The 12960-nt window shown below is 52.5% G+C and carries 11 protein-coding genes; 5 read left to right on the top strand and 6 right to left on the bottom strand.

Annotated features, from left to right (window positions below; all coding sequences use genetic code 11):
- Positions 1 to 98 precede the first annotated feature (98 nt).
- Positions 99 to 1031, top strand: coding sequence for an AraC family transcriptional regulator (locus tag JMJ04_RS34095; RefSeq protein WP_201374840.1), 933 nt, complete (start codon positions 99 to 101; stop codon positions 1029 to 1031).
- Positions 1032 to 1172: 141 nt separating this feature from the next.
- Positions 1173 to 1607, top strand: a complete 435-nt coding sequence (locus tag JMJ04_RS34090) for a VOC family protein (RefSeq protein WP_201374839.1) — start codon at positions 1173 to 1175, stop codon at positions 1605 to 1607.
- Between the two features lie 252 nt (positions 1608 to 1859).
- Here the strand turns inward: JMJ04_RS34090 and JMJ04_RS34085 are convergent, their stop codons facing one another.
- The 5 genes from JMJ04_RS34085 to JMJ04_RS34065 all read right to left on the bottom strand — a co-directional run bounded on the left by JMJ04_RS34085 (position 1860) and on the right by JMJ04_RS34065 (position 7886).
- A complete protein-coding gene (locus JMJ04_RS34085; protein ID WP_007920962.1) occupies positions 1860 to 2207 on the bottom strand; it encodes a hypothetical protein in 348 nt (115 codons plus the stop codon).
- Positions 2208 to 2502: 295 nt separating this feature from the next.
- Entirely contained in the window at positions 2503 to 3600 is a 1098-nt protein-coding gene (locus tag JMJ04_RS34080) for an ABC transporter ATP-binding protein (protein ID WP_201374838.1), read from the bottom strand.
- Positions 3542 to 5434: an ABC transporter permease gene (locus JMJ04_RS34075; protein ID WP_201374837.1), complete on the bottom strand. Its 1893-nt coding sequence runs from the start codon at positions 5432 to 5434 to the stop codon at positions 3542 to 3544. Before JMJ04_RS34075 ends, JMJ04_RS34080 begins: the two co-directional genes overlap by 59 nt.
- Positions 5404 to 6498 (bottom strand): extracellular solute-binding protein, encoded by a 1095-nt coding sequence (locus JMJ04_RS34070; RefSeq protein WP_201374836.1) that lies wholly within the window; start codon positions 6496 to 6498, stop codon positions 5404 to 5406. The genes JMJ04_RS34075 and JMJ04_RS34070 overlap by 31 nt, the downstream gene beginning before the upstream one ends.
- A 170-nt stretch (positions 6499 to 6668) precedes the next feature.
- The gene (locus JMJ04_RS34065) at positions 6669 to 7886 is read right to left on the bottom strand and encodes an ROK family transcriptional regulator (protein WP_201374835.1); all 1218 of its coding nucleotides are present in this window, start codon (positions 7884 to 7886) and stop codon (positions 6669 to 6671) included.
- A gap of 605 nt (positions 7887 to 8491) precedes the next feature.
- Here JMJ04_RS34065 and JMJ04_RS34060 point away from each other — a divergent pair.
- The 3 genes from JMJ04_RS34060 (at position 8492) to JMJ04_RS34050 (ending at position 11983) form a co-directional block, all read left to right on the top strand.
- Complete coding sequence (locus JMJ04_RS34060) at positions 8492 to 9787, top strand: ABC transporter substrate-binding protein (protein ID WP_201374834.1); 1296 nt, start codon at positions 8492 to 8494, stop codon at positions 9785 to 9787.
- Between the two features lie 271 nt (positions 9788 to 10058).
- On the top strand, positions 10059 to 11027 hold the full coding sequence (locus JMJ04_RS34055; protein WP_201374833.1) for a carbohydrate ABC transporter permease: 969 nt from the start codon (positions 10059 to 10061) through the stop codon (positions 11025 to 11027).
- A gap of 59 nt (positions 11028 to 11086) precedes the next feature.
- Entirely contained in the window at positions 11087 to 11983 is an 897-nt protein-coding gene (locus tag JMJ04_RS34050; RefSeq protein ID WP_201374832.1) for a carbohydrate ABC transporter permease, read from the top strand.
- A gap of 73 nt (positions 11984 to 12056) precedes the next feature.
- On the opposite strand, the gene JMJ04_RS34045 is transcribed toward JMJ04_RS34050, so the two are convergent.
- Positions 12057 to 12929 (bottom strand): cytochrome c oxidase assembly protein, encoded by an 873-nt coding sequence (locus tag JMJ04_RS34045; protein WP_201374831.1) that lies wholly within the window; start codon positions 12927 to 12929, stop codon positions 12057 to 12059.
- Positions 12930 to 12960: the final 31 nt, after the last annotated feature.

Here is a 12960-nt window from a genome sequence, read left to right as displayed (position 1 = left end):
ACCTGTATGGACGGCGAGCTTCTCGCGTAATCCACTCGTGCATGGACGGGGAAACTCTTAACTTAATGTGTATGGAGTAAAAAAAGTGAGGGACTACTTTGGCTGAAAAGTTTGCGGTTTCTCGGCGCACATCTCTACCAGCACATTCGGATGAGCCGACTCCTCCAATACTTTTTCTCTCTAGCGAGGAGATGGGTTGGGATGGACTGGTTGCGCGTGCATATCATGAGCCAATGCAGTTTGAGGGGTTCATTGAGTCTGACCCTGACATGCCCTATATTCCCCTGGTGCTGTTCGCTGGCGGGGCGATGTATATGGAGCGTCGGCCTGTGAATGGCTCCTGGAAGGGAGGGATCATGCGTGCGGAAGATCTGATGCTGGCTCCCGATGGGAGCGTGTCCAGCGAGTTGCGCTGGAACAGCCTGACCTCCGAACCAACGCAGACTCTCCACCTCCATTTGAGGAAAGATCTGTTTGCGCGAACTGTGGAGGAGGTGGCTGACTATGATCCCGCTCGCCTCACGCTGATCGGGCGCTCAGGTTTCCAGGATCCCTTGCTGACACAGATCGGGTTTGCGTTGTGGCGAGAGCTGGAACAGCCGACCCCTGCGGGAAAACTCTATGCCCAAACTGCGGCCCAGATGCTCGCAGTACACCTCTTGCAGCATTATACATGTGCGCCAATGCAAATACAAGAGAGGTCACAGGGGCTGACACGCCAGCAAGTGCAACGCGTGACAGACTTCATTCAAGCTCACCTTAGCCAGGATCTCACACTGGAGGCCCTGGCCCAACAGGCTGGCTTCAGTTCCTATCATTTTGCCCGCTTATTCCGGCAGACCATGGGGGAGAGTCCACACCAATTTGTGCTGCGCCAGCGGGTTGAGCGAGCACAACATCTGCTCAAAAAGACTGATGACCCCCTTGCGTACATTGCATTAGAGAGTGGATTCGCCAACCAGAGCCATTTGACCCGGATCTTCAAGCGTTATCTCGGCCTCACTCCACGAGGCTTTCGGCAGCAGGAGTAAATCCGCGCATATTTGTACCAGGATGCGCAAGAATAGGCAAGATTCCCTTCTTCCTTTCGCTCTATCATAGAGACACGAAGTTGATGGCAAAGCGAGATTGAACGCTCATGTCATTCATATGAAGCGAAAGGAATACGCATCATGGCACTTGAACTCTATATGCTTGGCCTGATCACCCATGATATGGGCAAAGCACTGGAATTTTATCGGCGGCTTGGTCTGGACATTCCCGAGGGGAGCGAAAAACAGACGCATGTCGGAGTTAAGATGGGAAGCGGGCTGACCTTCTTCCTGGACTCCGATCCTTCTCGTTGGGACCCCGGGTTTGTCAGCAGGGATGAGCCAGAACACCTGGAAGCGGCCGATAGCTATCGCTCTGTTCTGGAATTCTACCTGGAGACGCAGGACGCCGTGGATACAAAGTACGCGGAACTTACCGGTTTTGGCTACCAGGGCCGCCGTGCTCCCTACAAGACCTCCTTCGGGATGTACTTTGCACTGATCGACGACCCCGACGGAAACACCATCCTGCTCTCCGGTGACCTGGCAGCAAACGAGACCTCGGAAGAAGGTTGAGGATCATCCCAGCGGGATGGGCCAGTAGTTCTTCGCCTCCCCTGGCGGCCAGTTCGGCAACGCGGGTCTCTTCGCCGAAGCCAGTGAACGTGGAGATGTCCATTGGCGAGGTAGGTTTAAGAATACAAGCCGTATCATGGCGTAAAGGGGAATAGTCTGGTAAGCAGAGGTAACAGGAGAGAACTATATCGGGTGAGATAGTTCTCTCCTGTTATGACTATTAACTATGCTGTAATTGCGCAGGAGTGAGTGCTAGTGCTGTTGATCCAGGCGACGCTGGATGGCGGAGCGCCTGCGATTGGCGAAGTAGCCGATATCAGCACAGCGTCGTTCAATGTCATGAATGGAAGAGCTGGGGGAGAGCGCAAGCACCCACTTATGTTCCTGGATCTCAAGAATCTCCAGTTGATTTTGTAGTTCAGCACGGGGAATAACCTGTGTGCCAGCGAAGGAGCCATCCACCTCGACCATGGCTACGATAATCTGATTTCCCTCTGTCTCGCTACAGACATTGGCAATGGTTGCCGCATGTTGGCGAAGGACTTCGGTTGCCTGAACAGTTCTCTGCGCTCGTTCAATAGCCTGTACAGTCCAAGTCATGACGTTGCCTCTCTTTCCTTTCCGCATCCAGATAGTATCTTGGAAGGCCAGCCTATCTGAATGGAGAATATCGGGACATTAGTCTTCTATGAGGAGTGTGTATGGGGAGGGCATATCCTCTCTAGCATAGGTGTTGTGCTATTATCAATCCACCATTTGCCACAAAACATGCGCTATGTGATTTGTAAGCTCGCTCTGGGTAAGCTCGCTCTGGATGTTTAGTCATCCTACTATAGCAGTGTAGCATGAAATGGCACAGAAATCGAGGTAGCGCTAGAATGTCTTTGCTGGCCCTTTATGGTACAACCAGGCAGTGTTCTGGAGGGAGCTCCACCCACACATTGGCCTGGGGCTGGTACTGTGATGCGGCGAAGGCCTGGATATGCTGTTTCTCTCCATTCCCTACCTCTACCAGCGTTCGCCAGCGTCCTCCAACAAAGGATGAATAGGTAACGGTGCCAGCGAAGATGTTAGGATGCTCACCGTGAGGAACTTCTGGATGCAGCAAGGTATTGGCCGGGCGGCAGATGAGATGGACCTGCTGATCAACGTGCAGAGTATGGCTGGCCTGGTGAGGTGAGCCAAGCATCGTGAGATTGTCAAAATAGTGCTTGTCGAGTTGAACATGTAAGGTGCTTTCTGCCTGCTGCATAAGCTGTCCTTGAAGGGTATTCACTGGACCCATAAATGAGGCCACAAACTTATTGGTAGGCTGTAGATAGAGATCGGTAGGTGTGCCAACCTGCTGAATCTGACCATCACGTAGCACAACAATACGATCCGACATGCTCATGGCCTCGTTTTGATCGTGTGTGACATTGATGGCGGTAATCTTGAGTTGTTTAAAGAGCTGAACGAGTTCGGCCCCCATGGTCTCGCGCAGAGATGTATCCAGGCTCGAAAGAGGCTCGTCGAGGAGGAGCAGGCGCGGGGCTGTTGCCAGGGCGCGTGCCACCGATACACGCTGTTGTTGACCTCCCGAGAGCTGATACGGGTAACGCGTTCCCATACCCGGCAGATTCACCAGCTCAAGTAACTCTTCGACGCGTTTTTTGATGTAAGCGCGTGGCTTACGCCGTAGTTGCAGGCCAAAGGCAATATTATTGAACACGGTCATATGAGGCCAGAGCGCATAATCTTGAAAGACCATGCCCAGGTCGCGCTCCTCGACGGGCAGTTCACGTGACCCATCATAGAAGACGCGACCACCTACCTCGATAGAACCACTCGTGGGTGTGATGAGACCCGCAAGCATTCTAAGAATCGTGGTCTTACCACAGCCAGATGGTCCCAGGAGGGAGAGGATCTCTCCCTCTTCCATCGTCATATCCACATTAGATACGACTGGTCGTGATCCGTAGCTCTTGCTCAGTTGCTTGATCTTCAGGTACATAAATGGGTTTTCTCCGCACTTGTGTTTGCGTCACCTGGCGAGCGAGCCAGGGAAGGAAACGTATGATGATGAGGGTCAGGGTGACGAGGCCGATATTGAGCATCGCCAGCGCCATGCCGGGACCTAGCTTAAAGGTATCGAAGAGAGCAATGATGCGTACAGGCATCGTTGGCTGTCCGGGTGGATAAAGAAGCTCGGAGGCGGCTAGCTCAAACATAGTCCCGGTAAAGACCAGTAACCAGATGGAGACCAAGCTTGAGCGCAGGAGCGGTACAACGATGCGCATCAGCAGTTGAGGGAGGCTTGCCCCCTGGACACGCGCCGTTTCGAGCATTGTTTGTCCGATTTGATCCAGCGCGCCCGAGCCTAAACGCGTGGCATAGGGCAGGCTACCCCCAACGTAGGCTGCTAGCAGGATCCAGACCGTGCCATAGAATTGGACACCGGTCGCGCCACCGATGCCAATATACTCCAGGTAGGGAGCGTTCCAGGCAAAGATATAGCCGCAGGCAAGAATGATGCCCGGCACGGCAATCATAAGCAGTGTCACGAGGCTAAGTATCTGGCGACCAGGTATCTGCGTGCGCTTAATGATAAAGGCCAGCGGCAAGCCCACCAGAGCGGTGACTGAGGCGTTTGTCAGGGCGAGCCAGAGCGTACGCAGCAAGGCATCCAGGTCGTCGGAGCCATGTGCCAGGACCGCCGTATAGTTATCCAGAGTCCAGTTGTTGGCTGTCAGACCTTGTCCGAAGGCATGCAGTAACGATAATACCAGGCACATACTCAATGGAACCAGCAATGCGATTACGAAGACCGCGATGCAAAAGATGGTCGCAGGCCATTTCCAGGCACCCAGCGTGAGCGTATGGGCAGGCTTGTTCTTGCCGCTGATAACCTGGAAGGAACGCGTGCGCAGTACGGCCGACTGGAGCAGGAGCGCCAGGCTGATAGCGATAAACAAGAAGAGCGAGAGAGAGGCCGCTAGCTCAAAATCAACCGGCGAGGTGTTGATCGATGTATAGATTTGATAAGTGACAAGGATCACATTCGAACTTTGGGCGATGGTGGCCGCTGTACCAAAGTCAGAGAGAGCCTCGGCAAACACGATCAGCCCTGCCGCCAGGATAGCGGGCAGGAGGAGTGGCATGTTGATGGAGAGCCATGCGCGCCAACTACGAGCGCCCAGGATACGAGCCGCATCCTCAAACTCTGAACCTAGCCAGTGCAGAGCCGCTGTCACAGAAAGGTAGACGTAGGGAAAGCTCTTTAGGCTGAGAATGAAGATCACCCCAGCAGGCGAGAAGAAACCATTGATCAATGCCGCTGGGAAGTGGAAGTATTGATCGGGTATGCCGCCGCGAATGAAGATCAGCGACCAGGCCTCGCCAAGCAAGAACGAGGGCGTAAAGAAGACGATCCAGACCAGGGTATCCATGCTCCGGCGAAGCGGTAGGTCTGTACGCCTCGCGAGAAACGCCAGCAGCGTGCCTAAAGCACAGGCGATGAGTGCAGTCACCAGGCCTATCCAGAGCGAATTGAAGAAAGCCAGGTAGTTTTCTGAGTTAGAGAAGACTTTCGTAAGCGCTTTCAGGCTAAACTCCAGGTTGGGGAGCGGATCATAGATGTGGGGAAAGATACTCTGGAGGATGATGGCGGCCAGAGGATAGAGCACAAAGAGCAGCAGCAGTAGCAGCGGAAGTGCTATTATAAGGAACTGGCTGCCTCTTCGTAGTAGGATGTGCCAAAAAGGTAAGGGCCTGGAGGCTGGAGCTTCTGCTCCAACCTCCATTGCCACCTGATCGTTTACTGTCGAACGATGTTGTTGTGGAACCATTGTTTTAGCTCATTCTCCACACTAGCCCACTTGGGAACGTCCAGGGTGACAAAGTTGATGCCATCTGTCTGGCGAGAGACGATAGGGGTGACCCCTTTGATGATCTCAACGAAGTATGTATCGCCATCCGTAGGATCATGGTTAATCGCCACGGTCTGGCCGGCGGACGAGAGGACCCAGTTGACAAACTGCTGGGCGCAAGCACTGTGCCGGCTGTTAGCGGCTATACCAATCTCGCTGGGCAGTGAGGTAACGCCAGAGGTGGGATAGATAATGCCCAGAGGCTGTCCAGCCTTTTTCGCGGCATAATAGGCGCTATCCTGTACAATCGCGAACTCGCGCGCGCCCGACTCGACGCTATTCAACGTCGGATCGTTTGTCTGGAAGATTTTGTCGCCATTGGCTTTGAGCTGTTGGAAGAACTGCTTGCCCTGATCCTCGCCGCCCATCACCTGAGAGACACCCGAGATAAAGGGATACGCGGGTCCAGAGAACGCGGGATCATTTTCGGCGAGCAGGTTTTTATACTCGGGTTTGGTGAGATCCTGCCAGTCCTTGGGGAGTCCGGCGGCCGGGATATGCTTGGTGTTATAAACGATGGCGCCAGCCGCGGTAAGGCCCGTAGGATAGTAGGCGTGATCGCTGGGAATGTTGCTCATGCCCTGCGTGGTATAGTTGTTAATATTGGGTGAGTTCCATTTTAGCAAGTAGCCCTGGTCATCAAGGGTCTGCATCGTTACATTGCCATCGAACCAGGTCACATCCCACTGAGGATTATTGCGTTCAGCAGAGATCTTAGCCAGGAGGTTGCCAGTGCTATCGTCGACCAGTTTGACATGAATACCCGTCTGTTTCTGGAAAGCTTTGGCGGCATCCGAGTCATAGCCGATAGCCGAATAGAGCGTGAAGCCTGTTTGCTTATCACAACTGGCAGCGCTTTGCGTGTTATTTGATGCAGCGTTGGAGGTGTTTCCGCCGCAGGCAACAAGTAAGCTCGCTATACAAGCGAGCAAAAATAATACATTGAAACGTGACCTGCGTGCCAAGGCAAGGTGTATACCCATTACGATGTGTAACTCCTTAGATAAAGAAAATTTCGCAGTAGAGCAGCGAAAGGCTGGAGAGGATGTCTCACGTTACACATTGTAAAGGCCCAAAGTTAATCCAAGTTAATCCAAATGTTAATGAATTGTAATATTTGTTACATTAGAATACTTGTTACATGCTACACTTGTTACAAGGCTCGCTCGTTAAAAAGCGTAGGTGCAAAAAAATCTTGCAAGGCGAGGCAGCCCGCTCCACGCGCCCAGTTGTCCATGTTTGTATCTGTATCGATATGCATAGTTAGGCCCTGTCCTAGCTGAGAGAAAATATGTTTTTCCAGGGTAGCATGCATCGTGTTGCGCATGAGTTCGATACGATGGCCGGCTCCCCCGTATATCATGATACAGGCGGGATTATAGAGATTGACGAGTGAGGCGATTCCCAGCCCGAGAAATCTGCCGGTACGATGGAAGGCAAGAATGGCTGCGGCATCACCATTTTGTGCGCGCCTGTAGAGGATATCGATGATACGCTCGTCCACCTGTTCACGCTGGAGAGGTTCGATGTTTCCTCCCAGTTCACGGTAGGTTTCGACAATGCCGTAGTCCGCCACATATGCTTCCAGGCAGCCCTGGTTGCCGCATTCACAAAGGCGGCCATTGTTGAAGAGAGGAATATGACCAAATTCGGCCCCGATGCCTTTTGTGCCCCTGTAAACACCGTGATTCAGGACGGTCGCCAGCCCCAGCCCTCGCCCCAGGGAGATAACGAGGAAATCACTACATGTTTCTCCTCGCCCATAGAGCTTCTCATAGCTCGCTAGGCAGTTCACTGCATTCTCAACAAATATGGGTATGCCCAGGCGCTCTGACAGAGGTTGGCGGATAGAAATTTGATGCCAATTGAGAATCCAGCTATCGACGCTTACGCCCGTCAGGCGATTCACGGGACCCGAAATTCCACAGCCGAGACCAATAATTTTTTGCCGGGGAATACCACTCTTTGCGATAAATTGCTCTACGCATGAGGCGATCAGGGCGACCGCCTCTTCTCCGTGGTCGCGCAGGTGCAGGGGAATAGTCTCAATGGTATGGATCTCTCCCTGTAGATTCAGGAGAGCAGCAATTATATGGTGCTCCATAAGGTGAACGCCAATGGCATAGGCCCCCTGGGGAGAGAGTTCTAGCAGGCCTGCTTTTCTACCACCCGTTGAGGCAGCCATGCCCGTTTCGATGACTAGCTCGCGCTCAATGAGTTGTGTAATTAAGCTCACCACCGTCCCCTGGCTTAAGCCGGAGATTTTTTGCAATTGTGTGCGCGAGATGGGCGCATGCATGCGAATAAGATTAAGCAGCATATTTTGATTGATCGCACGAATCTTTTTACGTCCGATAGGTTGTAGTTGCATTTCCCTGCACCTCTTTTCCTGCAAAAAACTATTATCATTCATTGACAAAAGTCAGAAGAAAATGCTATTATTAATCTTACAAGTGGGAATTAAGAATTGAGATGCGTCAATAGAAGGTGGTGGTTATACTTCCTGGCCAGAACATTATAGCTTAATTATAGCCGATTTGGAATACAGGCAGCAGTATCAGGATTGCCTGATAGACATCAGTATGCGACCACGATTTTTCTGCCAGGAATACGAGTATTTTTCGACGGCTTGCATTGAAAATAGTAAATCTTTTAAGTTCTAGCTGTTCAATGTAGTGCAGCGCTACAAAGTTTTGTGAAAAGGCAATACTTTCTCTCCATCTCTCACATAGCATTTCATGTGTGCTATTAATCATATGATTAGTAGAAAGGCATGTGATCTGTCTGTTGTTCTTGCCGAACAATAATGCACATCTGCTTTCTACCATGTGTGTATGCACATATGTGCATTTGTTTATTTATGTGAGAGCATGGAATACTTATAAGCTTGTTGGTTATTCCTTCAGTATTTGCAAGGTTGAGGGAATAGCTTTCGGTTACATTGTCGTACTGAAATAGTGACAAGGAGCTTAACCTATGTCTCACATGCGTGTCCGCGCGGATCTCTCTCGCCGTCGATTCCTGCAATATTCTGGTTCTATGATGCTGGGCGGCTCCCTGCTGGCGGCCTGCGCCGGTACCGGTGGCAGTGGTAGTAGTGGCGGTAGCAGCGATCTTCCTGCCTTGACGCAGTGGTATCACCAGTATGGAGAGCCCGGCACTCACGATGCTGTCCTCAAATATGCCAAGCAATATGACAAGGCAAAGGTGTCTGTGAGCTGGTTGCCTGGCACGGGCAATGAATATCCAGACAAGGTGCGTTCGGCTTTGCTCGGTTCTAATCCCCCCGACGTATTTGAGAACTCATCCCTCTCTCTCGACCAGGTCAAAGCTGGTTTGCTGGCCCCACTGGACGATATCATTGCCGATGTTAAGAGCGACTTCAAGCCTGCCTCGCTGGCGCCCTTTACTGTCAATGGCAAGGTCTATGGCATCAAGATGATCAATGATCCCACCTTTGTCTACTATCGCAAGAGTATGTTCCAGCAGGCTGGCCTGGACATTCCTAAAACGATAGATGATCTGATTGCCGCGGCCAAAAAGCTGACAACGTCGGATCGCAAGGGTATTTATGTTGGTCCCGATGGAGGCGTAAACGCGCTCTATCTCATTGCTGGTTGGGCCTCTGGCGGCGATTACCTCTCTTCGGATAATAAAGTCGCGTTTAATACGGATCGTATGGCCGCAGCCTATCAGAAATTGCATGAGCTGAGTACCTCTGGTGGTATTTTGCCAGATGCGCCTACCTTCTGGTGGGACTCCTCGACCTTCCAGCAGGGCCAGGTAGCGATGCAGTGGTGTGGCCTCTGGGCGATGCCGCTCATCAAGAAGAGCGCGGTTGGCGATGACTTTGGCGTCTTCCCCTTCCCAGCGCTTGACGCTCAGAGCCAGCCCGCGACCATCAATGGTGGCTGGGCGCAGATGGTCAGCGCCAAGAGCAAGAATCTTGACGCGGCTAAGGCCTATGTGAAGTGGCTGTGGGTTACCAATAGCACGATCCAGAAGGACTGGAATGTGGGCTATGGTTTCCATGTGCCTCCGCGCATTAGCACCTCCGCCCAGACCGATAAACTGACGCAAGGCCAGGCCGCGGATGCCGTGGACATCCTGAATAAGTATGGACACGCGGTCTCCCCTCTCTGGAACGCTGCTATGGATACAGCCTTGCAGAACGCGGTCAGTCAGATTGTCAAGACTGGCCAGAACGCCAAGGCGACCCTGGATGCCGCGGCTGAGAAGTGCAACAGCGAGTTGCAGAAAGAGCTCAGCTAGTTCTAAGGTCCTGGAAAACCCTCTCTAACTGGTTAATTCAACTTGTCAATTCCAGGCCCTTATGGAAGCGGGGTCTTCCAAATCTCTTCCGGCTCTTGCCTCGGCTCGCGTAGCGAGCCTTCGGGGTAAGGGTGTGCGCGGAAAATGGCTTTGCCATTTTCCGCGCACACCCTTACCCCTGAGCGCCGCAGGCGCGAAGGCTCTCCTGAGAAAGTGGAGCCTCCCCATGCTTCCAAGAATTGGAAAGCTCTGCTTATGGAAGGATGAACTTATGAAGTCTCTTACTACTTCTTCGGTCCCCGAGGCGCAGCCAGCGCGTGGGATGGAACTGAGCGCCCAGAAGCGCATACGGCGACACTCACGCCGGACGACACTGGTCTTTTGGAGCTTTGTTGGCCCTTTGATTCTTGGGCTGATAATCTTTTTTTATATTCCCATTATCTGGGGTGTTATCCTCAGCTTCGCCGATGCGCGCGCGACCATCACCCCAACCAAGTTTGTGGGCTTACAGAACTATATTACGATGCTCACAGATCCTGACTTTACGCATGCCTTGCTGGTCTTTACCATTTTCGCCTTTTTCATTGTGCCAACGACCTTTGCCTGCTCGCTTGGTCTGGCGCTTCTGGTCAATAGTATAAAATTTGCCCAGAGCTTCTTCCGCTCAGTCTTCTTCTTGCCCACGGCCTGCTCTTATGTTCTGGCCTCGATTATCTGGAAGATGAGCATCTTTAATGGCTCGACCTACGGCCTGGCGAACGCTATTCGTCATGCCTTTGGCCTTGATATTATTCTCTGGATCTCCAGTCCGAATCCCCCCTGGTACTGGTTGGTGCTGACGACGGTACGCCTCTGGCTGCAAATCGGCATTTACATGATCATTTTTATTGCCGGGTTGCAGGACATTCCGCGCGAGCTTTACGAGGCAGCGTATGTCGATGGTGCGAAGAAAGGCTGGCAGTCCTTCTGGTCCATCACCTTCCCTTTACTACGTAACGCCTCTATCTCCGTGCTCTTGCTGAATGTGATCGCCGCTTTCCAGGCCTTTGATGAGTTTTTCAACATTATGACGGGTGGAAACTCGATTCTGGCGCGTCCTCCGCTGGTCTACCTCTATAATGTGGCCTTGACCGGGCAAAACTACGGTACCGGTAGCGCGGGCGGCATTATCCTCACGCTGATTATCATCATCTTTAGCCTGGTCCAGGGACGTTTACTGGGCTTTGGCACGCGTGATTAAGCGCAACTGCAATTTCTCATCAGCAGTAGTAATCCTAGCAGAGAATAAAGGAAAAGGGTATGGCAGCATCCACCTCAGAGACCGTACAATCTCCATCCGTTGGCGCACGCCAGAGAACGAGTGTTTCTCCTGGTAAAATCATCTGGACCATCATACGCTATGCGGCGCTTGTGATCCTGGCGCTCATTTTTCTGTTGCCGTTCTATCTGATTGTAAGAAACGGCTTGGCGACGGATCTTGAAATTACCTCGCCCCACTGGACCTTCTTTCCCTCCGCCCTCCATTTCGAGAATATTCAAGAGTTGTTCAGTGATCCCGATGTGCCTTTCATCAGCGGCCTGGAAAACTCGGCCTCGATTGCTATCTTGCAGACGGCGGGGCAGATTCTGATTTCCGCCCTGGCTGGCTATGGCCTGGCGCGTATCCCCTATCGCTGGTCAAACGCGATTCTCTACGCTGTCCTGCTCACGCTGATGATTCCTTTTGCGGTCATCTTCGTTGAAGTATACGTTGTCGTATCGTATCTCAACTGGGTCAGCACCTTGCAGGGCCTGGTGGTGCCCGGCGTCTTTAGCGGCTTTACGGCCTTCCTGTTCCGCCAGTTCTTCCTGAGTTTTCCGCATGAATTGGAGGAGGCGGGTCGTGTGGATGGCCTGGGGTATTGGGGCGTCTTCTGGCGTATTGTGGTGCCTAATTCCTATGGCATCATTGCGGCCTTAAGCGTGATTACCTTTATTGCCAGTTGGAACTCCTTCCTCTGGCCCCTGGTGATTGGTCAGGACCCTACAGCCTATACCGTGCAGGTCGTGCTCTCGAACTTCCTGAATGCGCAGGTACTCAATCTGCATGAGTTGTTTATCGGTGCGGCCATTGCGATTCTGCCCCTGGTGATCGTCTTCTTCGTGCTCCAGCGTTACATCGTTGAGGGTTACAGACAAAGTGGCCTGAAGGGGTAGATTATAATCACAACTGCAAAGAGGCCGGGTCCCCTGGGGACCCGGCCTCTTTGCAGTTGTAATGAAGTGGTATCTATTCCTCTTCGTCTTCCATGCCTTGTTCCAGGGCTAAGGCGAGCGCCGCGTCGGTCTCTTTCTGCCTGGCCTCTAGTTGGAGCATCCAACGCAGGAAGAGGATGCTGGCCATCACGATCATGAAAATGGCGCCTGGAATCCACATGATAGAGCCGCCCAGTTGCTGGTCTGTGACGGGCGAGAGGCCGATTAGATTATGTTTGTAGATGTCGTAAAGGGGCTGCATAAAGGTCAGGCCAGCGCCAATGACCACCATGGGCATATCACTGAGCAGGATATAGAGCATCTTCTCCAGCAGGTTGAGTTCGTATGCACGCTCAATCCTGGCGCCAAAGAGCGGCCACCAGAAGATAATGCCAGTAACCAGATAGCAGACCTGGGCCAGTGCGTGCAGGTTATGGTTGGACATCATGGCATTGAGAATGGGCGGTGCATGCCAGAGCCAGATGTTGGCGTTGAAGAGCACAGGCGCGATAAACGGGAATGTAAGCCATTTCCAGGTCGTCTGCGCAAATTTGCCTTTTAAGATCGCCTGTGCTAGCCACTCGGGGATACCGATCACGAGGAGGGGCGAGACGATGAGTGATACCAGCAGATGTTGCGTCATATGACCCGTGAAGGAGACCATCGCAAAGGTATCGAGAGGCGAAATCAATGCCACGAAGAGCACAAAGACACCCAGGAGAAAGGCAATGGTCTGGCCGCGCTTGAGTTGCGCCTGGGGATGGACCATTGTCCGATAGGGACCGATGGCGTACAGGTAGAGACCGATAATGACCAGGAGGAAGACTAGGAAGATGGGGTCCCATGTCCATTGAATGTACCAGGGCTTAGAGAAATCCAGGCCCATTTCCCGCATGTGTTCAAGCATCTTGTCTATATCCTCTATAGTTGCAACGGCG

This window comes from Ktedonobacter robiniae (assembly GCF_016587375.1).
GTDB classification, from domain to species: Bacteria; Chloroflexota; Ktedonobacteria; order Ktedonobacterales; family Ktedonobacteraceae; genus Ktedonobacter; species Ktedonobacter robiniae.
The sequence above is the reverse complement of the archived record's forward strand: the minus strand, read 5'-3'. Positions and strand labels throughout refer to the sequence as shown.

Coding starts and splice junctions, on each gene's coding strand:
- JMJ04_RS34070 (WP_201374836.1), bottom strand. CDS start 6,498: ATGGGTATACACCTTGCCTTGGCACGCAGGTCACGTTTCAATGTATTA.
- JMJ04_RS34055 (WP_201374833.1), top strand. CDS start 10,059: ATGAAGTCTCTTACTACTTCTTCGGTCCCCGAGGCGCAGCCAGCGCGT.
- JMJ04_RS34045 (WP_201374831.1), bottom strand. CDS start 12,929: ATGCTTGAACACATGCGGGAAATGGGCCTGGATTTCTCTAAGCCCTGG.
- JMJ04_RS34090 (WP_201374839.1), top strand. CDS start 1,173: ATGGCACTTGAACTCTATATGCTTGGCCTGATCACCCATGATATGGGC.
- JMJ04_RS34080 (WP_201374838.1), bottom strand. CDS start 3,600: ATGTACCTGAAGATCAAGCAACTGAGCAAGAGCTACGGATCACGACCA.
- JMJ04_RS34085 (WP_007920962.1), bottom strand. CDS start 2,207: ATGACTTGGACTGTACAGGCTATTGAACGAGCGCAGAGAACTGTTCAG.
- JMJ04_RS34075 (WP_201374837.1), bottom strand. CDS start 5,434: ATGGTTCCACAACAACATCGTTCGACAGTAAACGATCAGGTGGCAATG.
- JMJ04_RS34065 (WP_201374835.1), bottom strand. CDS start 7,886: ATGCAACTACAACCTATCGGACGTAAAAAGATTCGTGCGATCAATCAA.
- JMJ04_RS34060 (WP_201374834.1), top strand. CDS start 8,492: ATGTCTCACATGCGTGTCCGCGCGGATCTCTCTCGCCGTCGATTCCTG.
- JMJ04_RS34050 (WP_201374832.1), top strand. CDS start 11,087: ATGGCAGCATCCACCTCAGAGACCGTACAATCTCCATCCGTTGGCGCA.